Below are 20,021 nucleotides of genomic sequence, written 5' to 3' on the forward strand. Positions count from 1 at the left end.
TTATGAAGTGGTTAGTAGGTAGGTAGGAAAATATAGCTCGACCATTTTTTATAGCCTAAAAATAGAAAACGAGGCTATTTGCCTCGTTTTTCATTCCGCGAAAGCGAACTAAAATTTATACTGCAAGGTCGTAAATAACTCCAATTCATTTTGAGTTTCGCCTTCTATGTATTCTTGATTGTTATACACACCTTGAATGCCTATGACATAATGTTCGCCAAGAAGTCTAAAATAACCTAAACCTGCTCTATAAGAGCTCGCCGAAAGCCTTTGATTGATGAGACCTTGTATAGATCTTTCGTCAGGTGAGCTACCGTAACCTAAAATTATTGTCGCATAATCGTATCGGGTGTTCATATAACATCTTGTGGTGAGTGTGATGGCCGGATAAACTTTACTGTCGTAATTGAGGAAATAACCTCGAAGGTTAACCCAATAGGAACCTATATATTTTCCTAAACCTGCAACACCTGCTACAAACGAATCGTCAGGAGTTTTTATTTTTCGGTAGCGAATTCCCAATTCGGTTTCCCACCCTTTATTAAAATTATGGTAATAAGAGTATCCCAATTGCCATTCTGGAAAAACAATGTCTGGACTATAACTTACTTGGCCGTAAGAATAATTCTTTTTTTCTTTCCCCATAAACACATAAGACTCCAGTTCGTACTGAAAACCATCTATAATGGATGCTCCGTCAAAAAACCTATTGGCATAACTCACACGCCCAATTAAAGAACCCCAAGAACGTTCTCTAATGTATTGTATGCTTGGTAAGTGCCAAGGACCAACATTTTCTCTATCGATGAGCGTTAGACTGTAATTAAGTCCGATTCTATCGGTTTTAAACTTGCTTTCAATCCAAATAAGTTCTTGTGTAAGGTCTTGGTCTTGCGGGTTTCTTTGTGAAAGTTCTTTTCCGTATTCGTAGGCTTGTTCATAATTGCTTTCAATTTGATAAAGTGCATATTTCTTATACTGAAAGTCTTTTTCTTCTGGATGAGTTTCGATTGCTTTATCTAAAACCAAATGTGCTTCTTCATAATTTTCTTCTGCAATTTCTAGGTTAGCTAGATACGTAAATGAAGCTTGATATGCCGTATTTCTATCGATGACATATTTATAATAATATCGAGCGCTATCGGTTTGTTTTAGACTTTGGTGAGTTCTTCCCAACAACTGATAAAAATCTAAATAATCGGGAGCTACTTTTATAGCCGTATGTGATTGTTTAATAACAAGCTCATATTTTTCTTCTTTGTAGTCTTCTAAAGATTTGATAAGTAAACTATCTGTGTTTATTTGACTAAAAACGATATTTCCAACTAAAAATAATATGGCAAAAATTGCTTTTTTCATCTGTTTGAAATTTTATTGTTTACTGAAAATGAAGAAACTAAAAATTTCCGCACATTCAGAAATTCACATAAATGAATATTAATTGTTCTTTGTTTCTTTATTGTTAAAACCCTGTCTTTCCATATTTCCCCATTTGTGTTCTCCGCCTTTTAAAAATAAAAAATAACCTTTTAAATAGGAATATACATTTACGGGATGATAGAAAAATGGTTCGACAATGGCAATCATCATTAAAGTTAATATTTCTTTGGTATCGTCATAGGTTCTATACAAAATTTCATCAATCACGATAGATAACATTGTAATACTAATATAGAACAAATAACACGCTATTGAAATCCATAATAGGAAAGAATAATCAACTCCTATATCTAAAAAAGGAATCACAAAAAAGAAAACAATTACCCCCATGAGTTCTATAATTGGAGTGAGAAATTCGTATAAAAAATAATATGGGAAAATTAAAAAACCTGTTTTTCCGTACTTAGGATTGAAAAAGATATTTTTATGGGTGAATAAGGTTTGTATTAAACCTCTTCCCCAACGGGTTCTTTGTTTTACAAATGTTCTTCTATTTGATGGTCCTTCTGTCCAACAAAGTGTTTCAGGAATATACTTTATCTGAAACTTTTCTTTGCGCTGGTGCATTACTTTACGCATTCTGGTAACGAGTTCCATGTCTTCACCCATCGATTTATGCCAGTACCCACCTGCCTTTACCGCTATTTCTTTATCAAACATACCTAAACCTCCAGAAACAAGTAAAAGACTGTTGAGTTGGCTCCAAGCCATTCTTCCGAAAAGAAATGAACGGGTATATTCCAACTCTTGAAACCTGGGGTACCAATTTTCTGGAAAATGCATTTTTATAAGATAACCTCTTTTAACTTCAGAAGAGTTAGACATTCTCAAGGTTCCGCCAGTGGCAATAGTTCTTTTATCGGTTTCTTCTATAAAAGGTTTGATGAGTTGGGTGATGGTGTCTTTTCTTAAAATGCAATCTACGTCGGTACAAATAAAATAAGGAAATTTTGAAGAGTTGATTCCAGCATTTGAAGCATCTGCTTTGCTTTTTCCGTTTACTTTATCAACTACCAATAGTTTTGTATAAACAGAATCTTTAGATTTATAATGAGCTCTAATACGTTGTGTTATAATTTTTTCTTGATAAAAAAAGTCTATCTTTTCTAGATTAAACTCTTTTATGAGTGCTTCAAGTGTACCATCTGTACTTCCGTCATTAATGATAATCACTTCGAAATTAGGATAATTAAGCGAAAGCAAAGAATTTACGTTATCAATAATAGTTGTCTCCTCATTGAAAGCGGGTGCAATTACAGAGACACCCACAGTATATTTGGTGTTGGTCAAGACTTTTTCTGGTAAAAAATTTACGTTGTCTATAAATTTTTTTATGGCATAAACCGATAAAATTGCAAGAATAAAATAGAAAACGATGTAAGTTCCGTAGTAAACAGCTATAAAAATTTCAAAAATGCGATAAAACTGATATAAAAACTCATTCATATACTAAGTGCGTTGTGAGTTTGTATATGCTTACGCATCAAAATTATTTCACTATCGAATACTTCTTGATTTAAGCTAAAATAGTTATCATCAATTTCTTCAATAGTTTTAATCATATAAAGCTTTAATTCTTTATTGAGTGTTTTATCTAGGGTTATGATTTCGGCAAATTGGTTTACTGTTTTCTCTGAGCCTATTATAGCTAACGCTCTACTTATTCCTTTTTTATTTCTATTACTGGTTTCTTTAGTAAATAATTCTAAAAGCGGTTCTTCTGCTTCAACCATATAAAGTTCGGCAACAGAATTGATAGCTTCTAATCTTACCATTTTATTTTCAGCATTAAATAAATTAATAATAAGTTTTGGAGATGCATTGTAGTTATGGTAAACCATAATCTTTAGCCCTATCCGCACAATAGAATCATTTTTAGATTTTAACCATTCTTCAATATTCCGAGGTATTTTGGTCTTGTTGTGGTGTAAAACATCTATAATTTTATGTACATCTGCTTCTAAAACTTTAAAAGGGAAATTTACAAAAAAATCAATAGGCTTATTAGTTAAAGAAAGATAAGTGATATAAGCGTTAGAAATAATTTTTTGTTTTCTACGATTGGAGGAAAGCCTCATTTTTCCTGTTTTTAAGTAAGGTGTGACATATTTCAAGCCTTCATGATATTCTAATTCTTGAAAATGAAAAAAACCTAATCTTTTGTTATATACATTATAATAATTGATTAATTTGATACTTCTTTTATGAAGTTCTAAGGCTTTATAAAGCTGCAATACTTCATTATCAACGTTAGTAAGGTCATTTTTTAGAATAATAAGCTCTTTTATAAAGGCATCTTTACACCAACTTCTTCTAAAAGGAATTGTTTTTATAAACGTTTTGGAATTAGCAATAATTTCTTCGATAGAATAACCCGAAGTAAAATTATCAATTAAAAAAGCTATAATTTTATTTTCTGCATTCTCAATTCTTTTTTTTCTAACATTATAAAAAAAACGTGCTAAAATGAGTAGGACAAAAAAACCAAAAAAGAAAAATAAAAGTATTGGCACCACATAAAATCTTGTAATTTCTTCTACGTGTTCCATAAAATTATTCTCTGTCTTTTAATAGACGCTCTATTCTTGCTAGAAGCTCATTAGGACTAAAAGGTTTGCCAATAAAATCATCAGCACCTAATTTAAAAGCCTCCACGACAGTATTTTCTTCTTCACCATAACCAGAGATTGCTATAAGCGGTATATCAGGCTTGTTTTTGTTGACAAAGTCTATGATCTCAAGACCGTTTTTCATGGGTAACAAAATATCGGTAAGCACCACATCGGGGTTTTCTGTTTCTACCATATCGATAGCTTGCAGACCATCTACAGCAACAACTACTTTATAGTTATTTTTCTCGAGAATATTTGTGATTAACTTATTTGTTAAGTTATTGTCTTCAACCAGTAATATTTTATAAGCTTTTGAGTTTACTTTTTCTTCTTTCATAGGGGCTGTCTTCTCTTCATTCTTTAAATCAATTCTATATCCCATTTGTGCTTTTTATCTAAATATTACATTAAATTAGAAACATACATCATATAAAAGTCACACATAAAATAAATGTCTATTTTGAATACTTTAAAAATATAAGCAATTATTATGAAGTTTATTTTAATTAACTTTTTTTAAAATGTTTTCTAACAAACTTTAATACTTCATTTTCTTTCGTCGGAAAAAACTGCATCATAACATTGGCATAACTATTGACTTATTTATAGACCATTAATTAAAAGTCATATTGCACACGCGAAACCTGTCTTTTTCTGACAGTTTGACCAAAATAATACTATGTCAAAAAGAAATATATTTAGTTTAGACAATTTGTCACCTCATGACATCCACGAAGAAGCAGAGCTTATTCCTTTAATGACTCCCGAAGATGAGGAAGAAATAGATCGAGAAGAACTCCCCGAAGTGCTTCCTATTTTACCTTTAAAAAATACCGTTTTGTTTCCTGGTGTAGTAATTCCGATTACTGCAGGAAGAGACAAATCGATTACCTTAATCAACGAAGCGAATAAAGGAAACAAAACCATTGGTGTTGTTGCTCAGAAGAAAGAAGATGTCGAAAATCCGAGCTTAAATGATATTCATCAATTAGGTGTGGTGGCAAAAATTTTAAGAGTACTCAAAATGCCCGATGGTAATACAACTGTTATTATCCAGGGTAAAAAACGTTTTCAAATCAAAGAGATTGTAAGTTCAGAACCCTACCTAAAGGCTACGGTCACTTCTGTGAAAGAAGAAAAACCCGCATTAGATAATCAAGAGTTCAATGCAATTATAGAATCTATAAAAGACTTGTCTTTACGTATTATCAAAGATAGTCCAAACATACCATCTGAAGCTTCTTTTGCCATAAAAAACATCGAAAGCCCTTCGTTTTTAGTCAATTTTGTGTCTTCTAATATGAACCTTTCGGTGGAAGAAAAACAAAGTTTACTAGAGATAAACGATTTGAAAGAAAGAGCGCTAGCTACCTTAAAATATATGAATACCGAATTTCAGAAACTCGAACTGAAAAACGATATTCAGCTAAAGGTACAAAGTGACATGAACCAGCAGCAGCGTGAATATTTCTTGCACCAACAAATGAAAACCATTCAAGAAGAATTAGGTGGCGTTTCTTCAGAAACAGAAATAGAAGAAATGCGCTTAAAAGGCAAGAAAAAGAAATGGAATAAAAAAGTAAAAGAACATTTCGCAAAAGAATTGCAAAAACTACAGCGAATGAACCCGCAAGTAGCAGAATATTCCATTCAGCGAAATTATTTGGAACTCATTTTAGAATTACCTTGGGAAGAATTCAGTAAAGATAAATTCGACCTAAAAAGAGCTCAAAAAATATTAGACCGCGATCATTATGGTCTTGAAGAAGTAAAACGTAGGATCATTGAGTTTTTGGCAGTGCTAAAACTCAGAAACGATATGAAATCTCCTATTCTTTGTTTTTACGGACCTCCAGGAGTTGGTAAAACTTCACTTGGTAAATCTATTGCCGAAGCATTAGGCAGAGAATATGTGCGTATGTCTTTGGGCGGTTTACGTGACGAAGCAGAAATTCGTGGTCATCGTAAAACCTATATTGGTGCGATGCCCGGTAGAATTATCCAAAACTTAAAGAAAGCAGGAACAAGCAATCCGGTTTTTGTCTTAGATGAAATCGATAAGCTTTCCAACAGTCATCAAGGTGATCCTTCTTCGGCCTTGTTAGAAGTGCTTGACCCAGAACAGAATCAAGAATTTTATGACAATTTCTTGGAATTGGGTTATGACCTTTCTAAAGTACTTTTCGTAGCAACCTCAAACAGTTTGGGTAGTATTCAGCCTGCTTTACGCGATCGTATGGAAATCATCAATATGACGGGTTACACCATTGAAGAGAAAGTACAAATTGCCAAAAGACATTTGCTTCCTAAACAAATAAAAGAACACGGTTTGACTGCAGATCAAGTAAAATTAGGAAAATCCCAAATCACTAAAATTGTCGAAGGTTACACAAGAGAATCTGGTGTAAGAGGCCTCGAAAAGGAAATTGCAAAAGTGATTCGTTATGTCGCCAAAAGTATTGCGCTAGAAGAAACCTACAACATCAAACTTACCGATAATGATATTGTAGATATTTTAGGTCCTGCAAAGTTAGAACGCGATAAATACGAAAATAATGATGTTGCTGGTGTGGTAACTGGCTTGGCTTGGACGCGTGTTGGTGGTGATATCCTTTTCATCGAATCGATTTTATCGAAAGGTAAAGGAAACTTGAGCATTACAGGTAATTTAGGAAAGGTGATGAAAGAATCGGCAACCATTGCGATGGAATACATCAAAGCCAATGCAGAAGAATTTGGTATTATCCCAACCGTTTTCAACAATTATAATGTTCATATTCACGTTCCGGAAGGTGCCACACCAAAAGATGGCCCAAGTGCCGGAATCACGATGCTCACTTCTTTGGTTTCACTTTTTACACAAAGAAAAGTAAAGAAAAGTATTGCCATGACTGGTGAAATCACTTTACGTGGAAAAGTGCTTCCTGTTGGCGGAATAAAAGAAAAGATTTTGGCCGCTAAACGCGCAAAAATAAAAGAGATTGTTCTTTGTGAAGAAAACCGAAAGGATATCGAAGAAATAAAAGAAGATTACCTCAAAGGTTTGACCTTCCATTATGTTTCTGATATGAAAGACGTGATTAAACACGCGTTGACTAATCAGAAAGTAAAGAATGCAAAGAAGTTGTAAAAAAAAGAGGCTAATTTGCCTCTTTTTTTATCCAAATAATTAATAAAACTAGATTATTTTTCTGAAACACTTCCAGAAACACTGTCTTCTATATTTTTATTTTCAGGGTTTCCCCAATAATCGATATTTCCTCCCGAAGAAGCTTCTGCGGTAATTTGCTTCGAAGCATACACATTTACACTAGCTCCAGAACTCGCTTCGGCAGTTACGTTTTCAGCTTTTAGTTGCTGGGCGTCAAAAGAACTTCCGCTACTAGCGTCGACACTTAAAGTTTTGGTGTTTCCGGTTACCGTAAAGTTTGCACCACTAGAAGTTTCGACATTGGTCGTCTGATTTTCTACTTTTAATTCTACTAAAGCACCAGAGCTACAAGAGATTTCTAGAGAGTTTGCTTTTAAGACATCTTGACTATTAAGCATACTTCCCGCTGAGGCTTCAATCTCTGTTAAATCTTGTGTGTAATAGATGGTGACCATTTTTTTATCGGCTTGACCAATATTTTTTTCTGAAGTAACTTCTAATTCATTTTCGGTAATATTGGTTTGAATAAGCTCTATCAAATTTTCGTTAGCTTCTACAGTAACTTTATTTTCAGAAGATTTGACGAGTAAGACATTCCAACCTCTTTCGACATCTACTTTATGGAAATTTTCGCTAAGGACAATCTCTTTTTTTACAACTTCGCCCTTGCCTTCTACTCCGGTAAAGTTTTCAAAATTACATGAAGTCAGCGTAAGCGAAATTAAACTTAAAACTAAAAGTTTGTTGATGATTTTTTTCATAATGTTTAATTTTTGCTTGGTTATATTAATTGATCGTGTCTATTACAATACTATCTCTTATTGTTGCTGGACCTTTATCAAATGATTTAAAAATTGCTTCGATACCACTTTCATCAAAATCTATTTCCTTTTCTCCTATCGATTTCATCATTCCTAGAATCGCGCTCACATTCATATCGTCACCTAAAATTCTAGCTAAAGCGAAACCTTTTTCGTCGTCTTTTCCGAAAACGACGACTTCATCTATCGCGTCGGCATCACCAAGATAAGAGACTTTTACACCACTTCTTCCGCTGCCCATTTGCATCAATAAATGGTAATCGTCATTTTGAAGAATTTTCTCTACTTTATTTTTTTCTTTTTCGTACATCGTTTTGTTTTCTCCGTTTAACGGAAGTAATAAAACTACTGCTTTATCGATACTTTCCATCACTTTTCTATCTTCTGCAGAAAGTTTTGTATAATCGTTGATGACTAAACTTCTCGGCACATCAATGATAGAAAAGTTCTCGTTATTTTGGTTTTCCACATAATATTTCTGCAAAGTAGGCTCGTTTTTACACGCTACAAATCCTAAAGAAATAAAGATGGCTACTAATAATTTTTTCATGTTATTCTACTTTTTTAAGTTCTTCTGCTCCAGGAACATCCAGATCCTTAGCAAGTTTTGAAACGGTTTTTAAATCGATATCTCCTGTCAGGGAAAGTACCACCGTTTGCTTGTCTCCGTTTACGAGCATCATCAATTCACTCACGTGGCTTTTTTTACTTCCAGGTTTGGAATAAAACTCTACCAGTTTACCATCGTCTTTTACGGTCATTAAGGTTTGAAGACTGCTAGAAGAAATATAACTTTTGAAATCGGCTTGCATTTGTTTAGCAATTTCTAGATTATCGGTAGACAAGACTTTGATGTCTTTTAAGTTTTCGATAAGTTGCACATAAGCCTGCGTTTCAGGATCATCGCTATCTACATCTATTTCTGCCAATAGTTTAAACATATTACTAGTCACAATCATCGAACTTACATCACGCATGTTAGCGTATTTATCAAAAGATTGTGCTTGGCTCATCATCGGTGCGATACAAATCGCTACAATTAAAATTAACTTTTTCATCTTTTTTTATTTTAAAATTTTGTTTGTTGTTTTAGGTAATTCTTTAATGGGTTGAAGTTTTTTTGCTCCGTCTGTCACAACGTTAGTGACCATCGCCAAAAGTGCTTCGGTATTTTCTTTTGCTAATTCTTTATTGCCTGCAATATAAGCTTGGCTTTCAGTTGTTTGTCGACCAAACTGTAATGTCGCAACAATAAGCAAAATGATAGCTACAGACGCAACAGCTAAATAATTGAACTTCTTTTTTGCTTTAAAAGTGGGTTTTTCATAGGTGATTTGTTTTTCTTTTTCATAGAAAGTAAACAATACTTTATATGTTGCTAACGATTCGTCTACATCGCCTGAACGAAAATAGGCTTTTAGTGCTTTCTCTTCCTGTAGCGTAGTTTCCCCTTCAAGGTATTTTTCTATTAAACTCTTTATTTTATGCAGTTCCATAATTATGCTTTTTGATGAGCTCTTGTCGTAACTTTTTACGAGCTCTCGACAAGATTACTCTAATGTTTACGGGTTTTAATCCGCTTATTTTTTCTATTTCGTCATATTCTAATTCTTCAATATCTCTCAGTTGAATAATGAGTTGTTCTTGTTCGTTTAAATTTTTAATTGCTCTTTTTACCAATTCAAACTCATCTCTAACTTCAATTTGCTTTTGTAAAGACGATTTTTTGTCATCTTCATAATTGTTATGAACAATTCGCAGGTTGTTATTCCGCTTTCGCTTAAGCTCGTCTATACAATGATTTTTGGTCATCGTCATCGCAAATGCTTCTGGACTATCATAAGTAGAAAGTTTGTTCTTATTCTTCCACAACTTTAAAATAATATCTTGTGTCGCATCTTCTGCCGCATCTTTAGAGACCAAAAACCTCAGCGATAACCTATAAATCTTATTTTCGATAGGTTTTAAAAAATCTAAAAATGCTTTTTTATTCACAACTTTTAATTGGTTGGTTTATAAGGATGACGAATAAGTATATTTTTTGTTACAATCTTTTTTCTGAAAAAAAACAGAAATACTATCTTTATTAAAAATAATGAAAATGAAAAAATTAAAAATAGCCCTACTTTTTTTTTTAACGCTTACCTGTCTAACAGGTTGTTTTAAAGATTTAGATGATGAAATCGGTGAAGCCTCGCTTACTGAAATCAATGATTTTATTTACAAAGGTTTAAATATTTTCTATTTATATAAAGCCGATAGTCCCGATTTAGAAGCAAATTTAAATGAGGGAAACACTCAAGAATACACCAATTTCCTAAACTCTTATAGCTCTCCCGAAGCACTTTTTGAGCATTTGCTTGCAGACCAGGACCGGTTTAGTTTTTTAGTATCAGATTATCGGGTTTTAGAAAGTGCTTTAAATGGCCAAAGCCTGCATAACGGAATGGAGTTTGGTTTAGTAGAAATACAATCTACGGGTGAAATCTTTGGTTACGTTCGCTATGTTTTGCCGAACACCTCTGCTTCAGAAAATAATATCGAAAGAGGGATGATTTTTAACCGTATCGACGGACAAGAGTTTACCGAGAGTAATTACCAGCAATTGCTAACTCCACAAACCTACACGATTGGTTTAGCCACTTTTCAGAGCGGAGTGTTAACACCAACCGAAGAAGAAATCACTTTAACCAAACAAGAATACCAAGAAAATCCAGTTTACATTGCCAAAACTTTTGAAGTAGAAGGTCATAAAATTGGTTACTTAATGTACAATGCTTTTACTTCAAGTTTTGACGGTGAACTCAACAGCGCTTTCGCGGATTTTAAATCAGCAGGAGTTCAAGATATAGTCATCGATTTACGCTACAATGGTGGCGGAAGCATCGAAACTTCTAACGATCTCGCCAGTATGGTCACCGGTCAATTTGAAGGGCAATTATTTACCACCCAGGTTTACAATGATAATTTTGATGATCAGCCACGTTTATTTAACAACACCATAAGCACAGGTCGAAACATCAACAGTCTCAACCTCAATAAGCTATATGTGATTACCACCCGAAGTACGGCTTCCGCCAGTGAACTTTTGTTAAGTAGCTTGATGCCCTATATAGAAACCGTACAAGTAGGCACAACAACCACGGGTAAATTTGAAGGCTCCATCACACTTTACGATTCTAATGATTTTACGAGAAACGGCAGCAATTTTAACTTAGGACACCACTATGCAATGCAACCTTTAATTCTTAAAACGGTAAATGCCCAAGGTTTTACTGATTATGTAAATGGTTTACCGCCAGACATCGAGCAAGCTGAAGATTTTGAAAATTTAGGCGTTTTAGGAGATATCAACGAGCCATTACTAAATACTGTAATTAATGACATTACCGGAAACACTTCTCCAAGACCAGCATCGTCAGAAATAATAACAGAACTATTATTTGAAAGCAAAGCTAAACAACCTACTTACAAAAGAATGTATGTTAAGGAGTAAAACAAAAAATCCGCTTAAAGCGGATTTTTTTTATTTCTATAATATCTGTAATCTACCTTGAATAGTTTGGAGCCTCTTTCGTAATCGTCACATTATGCGGATGACTTTCGTGAATACCTGCACTCGTGATTTTTACGAATTGCGCATTATTTTTTAAAGCTTCGATGTCTTTAGCACCACAATAACCCATTCCGGCGCGTAAACCACCGATAAATTGGTTCATACTTTCAAACAACTCTCCTTTGTAAGGTACTCTACCTACAATACCCTCAGGAACCAATTTTTTGATATCGTCTTCTACATCTTGAAAATAACGGTCTTTAGAACCTTTTTGCATGGCTTCTACAGAACCCATTCCGCGGTAAGACTTAAACTTTCTACCTTCATAAATAATGGTTTCTCCTGGAGATTCTTTGGTTCCCGCCAAAAGTGAGCCTAACATCACACAATCAGCTCCTGCTGCCAAAGCTTTAGGAATATCTCCGGTATAACGAATTCCACCATCGGCAATGACCGGAACTCCTGTTCCTTTTAAGGCATTGGCAACTTCTAATACTGCAGAAAACTGAGGAAAACCTACACCTGCTACGACACGGGTCGTACAAATAGAACCTGGCCCGATTCCTACTTTTACAGCATCTGCACCTGCATCAGCCAGATATTTAGCCGCTTCCGCAGTAGCGATATTTCCAACGACTACATCTAATTCCGTAAATTTAGACTTGATATCTTTTAAAACTTGTACCACACCTTTGGTATGACCGTGAGCAGTATCAATTACAATTGCATCGACCCCTGCATTTACCAAGGCTTCTGCTCTATCCACGGCATCTCCTGTAACGCCAATCGCAGCAGCTACTTTTAGCCTTCCGAATTTATCTTTATTGGCAATTGGTTTTTGGGTAAGCTTAGTGATGTCTCTAAAAGTGATCAGACCGACTAATTTATTGTCGTTATTAATGACCGGTAATTTCTCGATTTTGTTGGCCTGTAAAATCAATTCAGCATCTTCGAGAGAGGTTCCTTCGGAAACCGTGACCAAATTCTCTGAAGTCATTACTTCATCTATAGGTCTATCGTTATTTCGCTCAAAACGTAAATCGCGATTGGTCACAATACCAATAAGGGTTCCGTCTTCTTCCACGATTGGTATTCCGCCAATACTGTGCTCTCGCATTTGCTCTTTGGCTTGTTTTACCTTTGCGGAAATTGGCAAAGTAACCGGATCGATAATCATTCCGCTTTCTGCACGTTTTACCTTTCTTACTTTAAGCGCTTGTTGTTCAATCGTCATGTTTTTGTGCAACACCCCGATTCCGCCTTCGCGAGCCATTGCAATAGCCATGCTCGATTCGGTAACCGTATCCATTGCAGCCGAAACAATAGGTACGTTAAGGCTTATGTTTTTGGTAAATTTTGATTGAATACTAACTTCTCTAGGAAGAACTTCTGAAAAAGCTGGTACTAAAAGTACATCGTCGTAAGTAAGACCTTCGCCAACAATTTTGTGGTTATGTGCAGTCATCGCAATTAATTTTTAATTGCACGCAAATGTACGGCTTTTAATTGAGAATTACTTTTTTAAGAACTTTTATTTTTAAATAACTGAAAGAAAACCACCATGACAGAAATGGTGTAGGAAAGTGTCATCAATAAACCGGAAAGCATTACCACATATTTCATCCAGAGCAAACCCGACCACATCAAGTAAATTCCACCAAAGGTGAGCAAAACCGAAGCCAACGGCTCAATCATTAAAAATTTTTTAACCCAAGGTTTTATGCTGGTAAGACTGACCAAAGCACCCAATAAAAAGAAAATAACCGACATCGAGAGAATATGCGTATGAATAATCGTAAGCATTTCCCGTTCGGGTTTTTTAAATTTCATCACCTCAACAGCTATATCTTCTTCGTTACCAAGGTAGTTTTCTTCGATGCCTTTCAGTGAATTTTCAGTCGTTTCGCCCACAAAAGTTAATCCTGTAAAATAACCGACGCTTAACACGATGAGAAAAGCGCCGATTAATAGTTTTACTTCTTTAGGAAGCTCTGATATCCGACCGTTAAAAGTCATTATAAAATATTTTCTGTTTGAAGGATTTTTACGGTTTTTAAGACATCGTTTACCGCTCTTGCCATAGATGAAGCCGAAATGGTTGCACCACTAATGGCAACCACATTTTCGCCATATTTTACTTCTGAAGTTGGTGTCATCCCGATAAACTGTTTCAACCAACGCTGTGTCCCAATTTGCTGTCCGTAATTTTCGCGGTAAATCAAAACTTTAGATTTTTTGATGACAAAATCATTGTCGAACAAAACCACATAGTCAAACACGTTTTTCATACTCGGCGCTTGTCCCAAATAACCGTAACCTATAGATTTTTCTTCAGAAAAAATTTGGTAAAGGTTTTTGTCTCCCGTTTTGGCAGGAAGTTTTTTATTGACTTCCGCGGAAGCAACAATCTCTTTTACCTCAAACTTTTCGACATTAAAAGTAGTCTTGATGGCATTGTGGAATTTTTCTTCCAGTTCATTGACTGCAAAAGAAAAACATGCAACGATTACAAAAAAGAAAATTAATTTCTTAAACATATTTTTACTTTTTAATCACGTAAGCTTCGATGGTTTCGTCGATTTTATCTTGTTTTGTAGAAGTATCCATCGGGAAAAGTTGCATAAACAAAGCCTGACCGCTTACCTTTTGCTCTAAAGCTAAATCTTTATCTCTACCGTAAACACTTGCCCACTTGCTTCTTACACGACTCCAAAAATCTTGATTGGATTTCCACCAGTTGATAGCAGCTTTACACTTTTCGTCAGCTACTTTTCGGTAAACATTGTAGCCTTTTTCTTGTACTAAAAGTACATCTTCTTTTCCGTTTTCACGAATAACTTTTTCGTTATCTTGCTCGTGTAACCACCCTTCATCAGTAATCTCTACGTGATTGCCTCGCATCATTACGTTGTAATCACTACGTTTAGAATATTCTCTTCGCGGAAGCGGCGAGCTCGCCACATCTTCCCAATAATGTCTTCCGTCTGCGTGAATCCAAGTCGCAGAACCAGAATAACGCGGACTATCATCTACTTGATACACATTTTGTGTCCACTGCCCTTTTACTTCTTTTTGAGGCATTTCTACAAACGTCCATTGGTTGTCGTGGTTATAATCATAACGCTTGGTATTTTCGTACAGCCAATCTTGACGCCAATGTTTGATGACCATGGTATCGTTTAAAACCAATAAATGCTGAATAGAAATCTCATCTTTTTCATCTTTGATGAGTTCTGCCCATTCTAAAGCAACTGCATTATAGTCAAACTTCTTTTCGTAATCTATTTCTGGAGCAAAAGTCTCCGTGTATTTAAAAGTTACTTCGTAACAGCCACACATATCTTTGATTGCTTTACGGTCTTCTTCTAAAGAACTTTGTGCAAAAGTTCCCGCTAAAGTTAGGCTTAACAAGGCGGTTGAAATTAGTTTTTTCATGTTCTTGATTTTATTGAATTGTAGTTTTTAAAATTTTCAACAAAAATATAAAATTTATTTAGATTTATTTAAAATAACTTTGATATATTTGCCTCGCAAAGTTAATTAAGATTAATTACAAATAATGAAAAAACTTCTATTTTTTATTCCTCTTATACTAGTAGCTCAACTCGCAGCGGCTCAAAACAATAAAAAAGTAGAAAAAGACAGCTTAAAAACCAATACGTTAGAAGAAGTTGTACTGACAGGACAATACAACCCACAATCGGTCAACAAGTCTGTTTTTGAAGTAGAAGTCTTAACCCAACAAGATATTCAATTATTGGCAGGAAATAACCTAGCCGATGTGCTTACCCAAACCTTAAATATGAATGTTGTACCTAATGCCAATGGTGGTAAAACTGGTATTCAGCAATTTGGTTTCGGTTCTGATTACGTAAAAATACTAGTCGATAATGTCCCGCTAATTGGCGATTTGGGCTTCGGAAATGCCATTGATGTTTCCCAAATAAACCTTGACGATATCGAGCGAATAGAAATTATCGAAGGTTCGATGGGCGTGCAATATGGTGCCAATGCCGTAACCGGGGTAGTCAATATCATTACCAAAAAATCTTCTCAAAATAAGTGGGAGATTGTTCCTTACGTTCAAGAAGAAACGGTGGGAAACGAATACAGTTGGTTTGATGAAGGCAGACATATACAGTCTTTAAAATTGGGACATAATTTTTCAGATAAATGGTATGCCAATGTATTTTACACTAGAAACGATTTTCAAGGATTTTTAAACGATAAACAAGGCGTTCATTATTTTAACACAGAAAACGGAAATGATGGTTTACGAGGTTATGAATGGTTACCTAAAGAGCAAAATAGTATCAAATCGTTACTCAATTATACTAATAAAAACTTTAGGGCTTTTTATAAGTTCGAATACTTTACAGAAAAAACAGAAAGGTACGCCAACAATGTTTTTTTAAATGAAAACACTTCTACAGAAACCTTTAATCCTACAGCAAACGACGAAATATTCCGCTCTAAGCGATTTTACCATCATCTAAATGTCACAGGAAAAATAAAGGAAAAAGTCAACTATAACCTTTCTGCTTCCTACCAAGAGCAAGTGATTAATTATAAGCAGTTTACCTATTACTTATATACCGAAGAAGAAATTTTACAAAATCAGTACGATTATAACACGAGAGAAGGTTTTTTCTCACGTGGTACTTTCAGTAATTTTTTTAACAGCCAAAAAGTACAGACCGAAATTGGATATGAAGTCAATCTAGACAAAGGAACTTCAAGTAATCTTTCTGAGCAAGACATCAGCATTCGTACCCGAGAAAATCGTTTTGATACGTATAGCCTTTTCGCTTCCGCGGAAATAAAAGCCAACGAAAAACTTTCGTTTAGACCTGGAGCAAGAGTCATTACTTCGTCTATGTTCGATGTAAAATTTCCAGTATCACTAAGTGCTAAATATAATTTCAATAAAGGTTATCAATTGCGTGTTATTGCAGGAACAGCGCCAAAACTACCCACTTTTGAGCAATTATTTTACTACTTGGTAGATTCTAACCATAATGTTCAGGGTAATGAAAACCTCAACCCAGAAAGCGGTAAATCTGTTTTTTTACATTTCAAAAAAACTTTTTGGTCGAAAGATTATGAATCTAAATACACTCCTAAGCTTTCATTGTGGTACTTAGATGTAAAAGACAAAATAGATTTAATTGTTGTTACCCCTACTCCACTGGCTTTTCAGTATATGAATATCGACCAATACAAGAACTGGGGAGTTACTTTTAGAAATACTTTTAAGTATAAAAATTGGTCAAGTATTTTAGGACTTGGCATTTCTGGGCAATCAAAAATCTTAAATGCAGAAGAAAATTACAACGATGATTTTCTTTATGGTTTTCAAGCTAATTTCAATCTAGCCTACAAAGTCCCTAAATGGAATACTACTTTTTCGACTTTCTTAAAATACAACGGTCCAGAATATCAGTTTTATACGACCACCAACGAACAAGACGAAACTATTTTTGAACGTCAAAAACTCGAAGGCTATGCTTGGTTGAATGCCTCCGTTAGAAAAATAATTTTTAAAGATTTAGAAGTAACCGTTGGAGCTCGAAACATCGCAGATGTTACGCGTATCAATTTGAGCAATTCTCAAGGTGGAGCTCACGCTTCAGGAGCAGGTTCTCAACTTTTGGGTTATGGTAGATCTTACTTCATCAAACTCTTATACAACCTTAATTTTTAATCTATGAGAAAAATTTTAGTTTATTTCAGTTTAATTTTTGTCGCCTTAGCAACAAGTTGTTCGAGTGATGATACCACAATTACAACAGAATTTGTGGCGGCATTCGAAAAACTATCGCTCAATTTAACCAATAATGATACAGCGGTTCCAGTAAAGATTGTTTTTTCTGAAACTGCAGAAGGTGATGGCACTATTTCTATTGCTGCCACGGAAAATAATTTGGTTTACGGCGAAGATTACACCACCAATCCTGCTATCGAGAACGGAGTTCTACAAATTCCTATTACTGCTGGAAGTAGCGAAACTTCATTTACTTTTCATAAACTTTCTGAGAATCCTACCGAAGGTGAAGCTGTAAAAAGCATAGAATTTACGATTTCTGAAGTAAGCAACGGCATCACACAAGGCAACACCACTTTACAAGTCAATTTTTCGGAGAGTGCCTCGCTTGGCGGAAGTTTGAAGCCTAGTGTTGGAGGTCCAAACCAACCTAATCAAGTTTACATCGATTTAAGTACAGAAAAAGAAACCCTTGTTAAAAGAGACAAATGGGATTTGGCATTTTACAGCGGAGAAGAATTCCGCGTGAAGCTCAATAACTCAGTCTTTATGATGGCAGCAAAATTAAACACCACTAATATCGATGAAGTTCAGTCTGTAGATGTAGAGAGTTTACAAAGCCAAATGCAGTTGTTACAGCAAGGTTCAGAAATCTATGTAGACGACCCAAGCGGAGTTATTACAGGAACGGCTATCGATGAGATTTCTACCCATCTAGAAGAGAATAAAGTTTACCTGATTCATATGGGCAACGAGATTGGCACCAACACGCCAGAACCTGGAAGTGTTGCTGTGGCTGGAGATGCGCGTGGTTGGAAAAAAATAAGGGTTTATAGAGAAAACGGAAACTATATTTTAGAGTATGCCAATTTAGAAGCTACTTCGCACCAAGAAATAGGCATTAGCAAAACCACTGGCTATCATTTTACTTTCTACAGTATGACCACACAAAGTGTCGTAAATGTGGAGCCAGAACAAACCAAATGGGACCTAAATTTTACTGTTTTTACTGAAGTGCTCGATTATCCCGATGGTGGAAAAACAGCTTACGGCTTTTCAGATTATGTAGCGACCAATGTATTGGCGCAAGCGAAAGTTTACCCTGTTTCTACTGAAGATTTTTCTTATCAAAATTTCGCTTTCGCGGATGTAAATACAACAAATTTTGAAATCGATCAACGTACCATTGGTGCCAACTGGCGTGATGTTTTCAGCGGAAGCGTTGACACAACTTTATTCTACATCATCGAAGATGCCGATGGCAACATTTATAAACTACGATTTATCGCTTTAGTAAACGAAAACGGTATTCGTGGTTACCCAGAATTTGAATATCAACTATTAAATCAATAATCATTTACCTTAACAAATTCCTTATTATATTATGAAAACAAAATTATTCTTCATCAATGCTTTTATCTTTTGCTTTTTCGCAAAAGCACAAGAAACGACAGTTAATGTATCAATGGCTGCAGACTCTACAGACGAAGTATATTATAAAATCTCTACAGATATAACTCAAAATTTTACAGCAGCCGATTGGGATCTTGCTTTTTTAAGAACAAGCGCAATGAATATGGCCATTCGTGTAAACGACGGAGTTGGTATCAAAGTTTTTGAAGCGTCTGCAGATATTAACGATTGGGCAACTATAGATATTAGTAATGAAGCCAATTGGACAGAGTTGTACAACGATTGTAAAGACTGGAACATTGGTGCTTTTGATACAGGTACGGCAACTTATGGTTGGGGCGAATACAATCCAGCAAACCACCATGTTTCAGGAACTATCATTTTTGTATTAAAATATTCCGATGGTACCTACCGTAAATTATTTATTGATGATTATTACGGAGGTTACACCTTTAAATATGCTACTTGGGATGCCACTAACTCGGTTTGGACGGCAGATGAAACGCACACAGTGGCAAATGCGAGCAATCCCAATCAAATCTTTAACTATTACAGTTTAGCCACAGACAGCGAAGTCATTGCCGAGCCAGCTTCAACAGACTGGGATTTTGTATTTAGAAAATACACCGCCGATTATCCTTATAACGGAACTACAATAAAGTATACTCTAACCGGTGTTTTACAACATCCAGAATTAGTAGTGGCTGAAAATATTGAACCCAATGGCCAAGGCGACACTTCTAACCTAACCTACGAGTCAGAAATAGATATCATTGGTTATGATTGGAAAAGTTTTAGCGGAACTGCTTACAGTGTAAACCCAGATTTATTTTATTACGTAAAATACCCTAACGGTTCGATTTACAGAGTGCATTTTACAGATTATAGTGGAAATACTAACGGTAACATAATCTTTACTACAGAAGATGTAACCAGCCAATTGAACATTACTTCTTTTGAAAACGGAAATAGTTTTGGTTTTTACCCAAATCCAGCTCAAGGCGAAATTAACCTCGTTTATGAGACCGCTCAAGCAAACGATATCAAGGTGAATATTTACAACCAATTAGGCCAAAGTGTTATCGAAAAACAACTCAAAAACAATGGATTCTATAACCAAGCACTAGATATTTCACAATTAAACACAGGAACCTATCTCATACAATTTGTTTCTGGAAAACAACAAACCACCAAAAAATTAATCATTCAATAATTTATGTATGATTAAATAGTTTGTAAAGCCATCTTCGGATGGCTTTTGTTT

At 35.0% G+C, this 20,021-nt stretch carries 18 protein-coding genes; 5 read left to right on the forward strand and 13 right to left on the reverse strand.

What is annotated here, in order from left to right; translation table 11 throughout:
- Window positions 1-108 precede the first annotated feature (108 nt).
- The 4 genes from DNG35_RS00210 to DNG35_RS00225 form a co-directional block, all read right to left on the reverse strand.
- Window positions 109-1,359: a YaiO family outer membrane beta-barrel protein gene (locus DNG35_RS00210; RefSeq protein ID WP_111125736.1), complete on the reverse strand. Its 1,251-nt coding sequence runs from the start codon at window positions 1,357-1,359 to the stop codon at window positions 109-111.
- A gap of 78 nt (window positions 1,360-1,437) precedes the next feature.
- Window positions 1,438-2,886, reverse strand: coding sequence for a glycosyltransferase (locus DNG35_RS00215; protein WP_111125737.1), 1,449 nt, complete (start codon window positions 2,884-2,886; stop codon window positions 1,438-1,440).
- The gene (locus DNG35_RS00220) at window positions 2,883-3,989 is read right to left on the reverse strand and encodes a HEAT repeat domain-containing protein (RefSeq protein WP_111125738.1); all 1,107 of its coding nucleotides are present in this window, start codon (window positions 3,987-3,989) and stop codon (window positions 2,883-2,885) included. Before DNG35_RS00220 ends, DNG35_RS00215 begins: the two co-directional genes overlap by 4 nt.
- 4 nt (window positions 3,990-3,993) lie before the next feature.
- A complete protein-coding gene (locus DNG35_RS00225; protein WP_233494422.1) occupies window positions 3,994-4,434 on the reverse strand; it encodes a response regulator transcription factor in 441 nt (146 codons plus the stop codon).
- 297 nt (window positions 4,435-4,731) lie between these two features.
- Here DNG35_RS00225 and lon point away from each other — a divergent pair, with 297 nt between their 5' ends.
- A complete protein-coding gene (gene lon / locus DNG35_RS00230; protein ID WP_111125739.1) occupies window positions 4,732-7,182 on the forward strand; it encodes an endopeptidase La in 2,451 nt (816 codons plus the stop codon).
- Window positions 7,183-7,235: 53 nt separating this feature from the next.
- On the opposite strand, the gene DNG35_RS00235 is transcribed toward lon, so the two are convergent.
- The 5 genes from DNG35_RS00235 to DNG35_RS00255 are packed head-to-tail and all read right to left on the reverse strand — an operon-like array spanning window position 7,236 to window position 10,019.
- Entirely contained in the window at window positions 7,236-7,964 is a 729-nt protein-coding gene (locus DNG35_RS00235; protein ID WP_111125740.1) for a head GIN domain-containing protein, read from the reverse strand.
- 25 nt (window positions 7,965-7,989) lie between these two features.
- Window positions 7,990-8,574: a DUF4252 domain-containing protein gene (locus tag DNG35_RS00240; RefSeq protein WP_111125741.1), complete on the reverse strand. Its 585-nt coding sequence runs from the start codon at window positions 8,572-8,574 to the stop codon at window positions 7,990-7,992.
- A 1-nt stretch (window position 8,575) separates the two neighbouring features.
- On the reverse strand, window positions 8,576-9,082 hold the full coding sequence (locus tag DNG35_RS00245) for a DUF4252 domain-containing protein (RefSeq protein ID WP_111125742.1): 507 nt from the start codon (window positions 9,080-9,082) through the stop codon (window positions 8,576-8,578).
- Between the two features lie 6 nt (window positions 9,083-9,088).
- Entirely contained in the window at window positions 9,089-9,520 is a 432-nt protein-coding gene (locus DNG35_RS00250; RefSeq protein ID WP_111125743.1) for a hypothetical protein, read from the reverse strand.
- Window positions 9,507-10,019 carry an RNA polymerase sigma factor gene (locus DNG35_RS00255; protein ID WP_111125744.1) on the reverse strand — a complete coding sequence of 171 codons (513 nt, stop codon included), beginning with the start codon at window positions 10,017-10,019 and terminating at the stop codon, window positions 9,507-9,509. The genes DNG35_RS00250 and DNG35_RS00255 overlap by 14 nt, the downstream gene beginning before the upstream one ends.
- Window positions 10,020-10,125: 106 nt before the next feature.
- Here DNG35_RS00255 and DNG35_RS00260 point away from each other — a divergent pair, with 106 nt between their 5' ends.
- Entirely contained in the window at window positions 10,126-11,520 is a 1,395-nt protein-coding gene (locus DNG35_RS00260; protein ID WP_233494423.1) for a S41 family peptidase, read from the forward strand.
- A gap of 52 nt (window positions 11,521-11,572) precedes the next feature.
- Here DNG35_RS00260 and guaB read toward each other — a convergent pair whose 3' ends face one another.
- From guaB to DNG35_RS00280, 4 genes are read right to left on the reverse strand one after another with little or no spacing between them, the layout of a single operon-like run.
- On the reverse strand, window positions 11,573-13,045 hold the full coding sequence (gene guaB, locus DNG35_RS00265; protein WP_111125746.1) for an IMP dehydrogenase: 1,473 nt from the start codon (window positions 13,043-13,045) through the stop codon (window positions 11,573-11,575).
- Between the two features lie 56 nt (window positions 13,046-13,101).
- Window positions 13,102-13,596 carry a hypothetical protein gene (locus DNG35_RS00270; protein ID WP_111125747.1) on the reverse strand — a complete coding sequence of 165 codons (495 nt, stop codon included), beginning with the start codon at window positions 13,594-13,596 and terminating at the stop codon, window positions 13,102-13,104.
- A complete protein-coding gene (locus DNG35_RS00275; RefSeq protein ID WP_111125748.1) occupies window positions 13,596-14,117 on the reverse strand; it encodes an FMN-binding protein in 522 nt (173 codons plus the stop codon). The genes DNG35_RS00270 and DNG35_RS00275 overlap by 1 nt, the downstream gene beginning before the upstream one ends.
- Before the next feature lie 4 nt (window positions 14,118-14,121).
- Window positions 14,122-15,015 (reverse strand): DUF6607 family protein, encoded by an 894-nt coding sequence (locus tag DNG35_RS00280; protein WP_111125749.1) that lies wholly within the window; start codon window positions 15,013-15,015, stop codon window positions 14,122-14,124.
- Window positions 15,016-15,139: 124 nt separating this feature from the next.
- Between DNG35_RS00280 and DNG35_RS00285 the strand changes: the two genes are divergently transcribed.
- The 3 genes from DNG35_RS00285 to DNG35_RS00295 are packed head-to-tail and all read left to right on the forward strand — an operon-like array spanning window position 15,140 to window position 19,970.
- The gene (locus DNG35_RS00285; RefSeq protein WP_111125750.1) at window positions 15,140-17,284 is read left to right on the forward strand and encodes a TonB-dependent siderophore receptor; all 2,145 of its coding nucleotides are present in this window, start codon (window positions 15,140-15,142) and stop codon (window positions 17,282-17,284) included.
- A 3-nt stretch (window positions 17,285-17,287) separates the two neighbouring features.
- The gene (locus DNG35_RS00290; protein ID WP_111125751.1) at window positions 17,288-18,697 is read left to right on the forward strand and encodes an HmuY family protein; all 1,410 of its coding nucleotides are present in this window, start codon (window positions 17,288-17,290) and stop codon (window positions 18,695-18,697) included.
- Between the two features lie 31 nt (window positions 18,698-18,728).
- Complete coding sequence (locus DNG35_RS00295; protein WP_111125752.1) at window positions 18,729-19,970, forward strand: T9SS type A sorting domain-containing protein; 1,242 nt, start codon at window positions 18,729-18,731, stop codon at window positions 19,968-19,970.
- Window positions 19,971-20,021: the final 51 nt, after the last annotated feature.

It is taken from the genome of Mesonia sp. K7 (genome assembly GCF_003233725.1).
Lineage (GTDB): Bacteria > Bacteroidota > Bacteroidia > Flavobacteriales > Flavobacteriaceae > Mesonia.

Excerpts from the sequence above, each read along its gene's own strand:
- DNG35_RS00235 (WP_111125740.1), bottom strand. The coding sequence starts at position 7,964 with ATGAAAAAAATCATCAACAAACTTTTAGTTTTAAGTTTAATTTCGCTT.
- DNG35_RS00275 (WP_111125748.1), bottom strand. The coding sequence starts at position 14,117 with ATGTTTAAGAAATTAATTTTCTTTTTTGTAATCGTTGCATGTTTTTCT.
- guaB (WP_111125746.1), bottom strand. The coding sequence starts at position 13,045 with ATGACTGCACATAACCACAAAATTGTTGGCGAAGGTCTTACTTACGAC.
- DNG35_RS00225 (WP_233494422.1), bottom strand. The coding sequence starts at position 4,434 with ATGGGATATAGAATTGATTTAAAGAATGAAGAGAAGACAGCCCCTATG.
- DNG35_RS00285 (WP_111125750.1), top strand. The coding sequence starts at position 15,140 with ATGAAAAAACTTCTATTTTTTATTCCTCTTATACTAGTAGCTCAACTC.
- DNG35_RS00260 (WP_233494423.1), top strand. The coding sequence starts at position 10,126 with ATGAAAAAATTAAAAATAGCCCTACTTTTTTTTTTAACGCTTACCTGT.
- DNG35_RS00270 (WP_111125747.1), bottom strand. The coding sequence starts at position 13,596 with ATGACTTTTAACGGTCGGATATCAGAGCTTCCTAAAGAAGTAAAACTA.
- DNG35_RS00220 (WP_111125738.1), bottom strand. The coding sequence starts at position 3,989 with ATGGAACACGTAGAAGAAATTACAAGATTTTATGTGGTGCCAATACTT.
- DNG35_RS00240 (WP_111125741.1), bottom strand. The coding sequence starts at position 8,574 with ATGAAAAAATTATTAGTAGCCATCTTTATTTCTTTAGGATTTGTAGCG.
- DNG35_RS00245 (WP_111125742.1), bottom strand. The coding sequence starts at position 9,082 with ATGAAAAAGTTAATTTTAATTGTAGCGATTTGTATCGCACCGATGATG.
- lon (WP_111125739.1), top strand. The coding sequence starts at position 4,732 with ATGTCAAAAAGAAATATATTTAGTTTAGACAATTTGTCACCTCATGAC.
- DNG35_RS00215 (WP_111125737.1), bottom strand. The coding sequence starts at position 2,886 with ATGAATGAGTTTTTATATCAGTTTTATCGCATTTTTGAAATTTTTATA.
- DNG35_RS00210 (WP_111125736.1), bottom strand. The coding sequence starts at position 1,359 with ATGAAAAAAGCAATTTTTGCCATATTATTTTTAGTTGGAAATATCGTT.
- DNG35_RS00280 (WP_111125749.1), bottom strand. The coding sequence starts at position 15,015 with ATGAAAAAACTAATTTCAACCGCCTTGTTAAGCCTAACTTTAGCGGGA.
- DNG35_RS00290 (WP_111125751.1), top strand. The coding sequence starts at position 17,288 with ATGAGAAAAATTTTAGTTTATTTCAGTTTAATTTTTGTCGCCTTAGCA.
- DNG35_RS00250 (WP_111125743.1), bottom strand. The coding sequence starts at position 9,520 with ATGGAACTGCATAAAATAAAGAGTTTAATAGAAAAATACCTTGAAGGG.
- DNG35_RS00295 (WP_111125752.1), top strand. The coding sequence starts at position 18,729 with ATGAAAACAAAATTATTCTTCATCAATGCTTTTATCTTTTGCTTTTTC.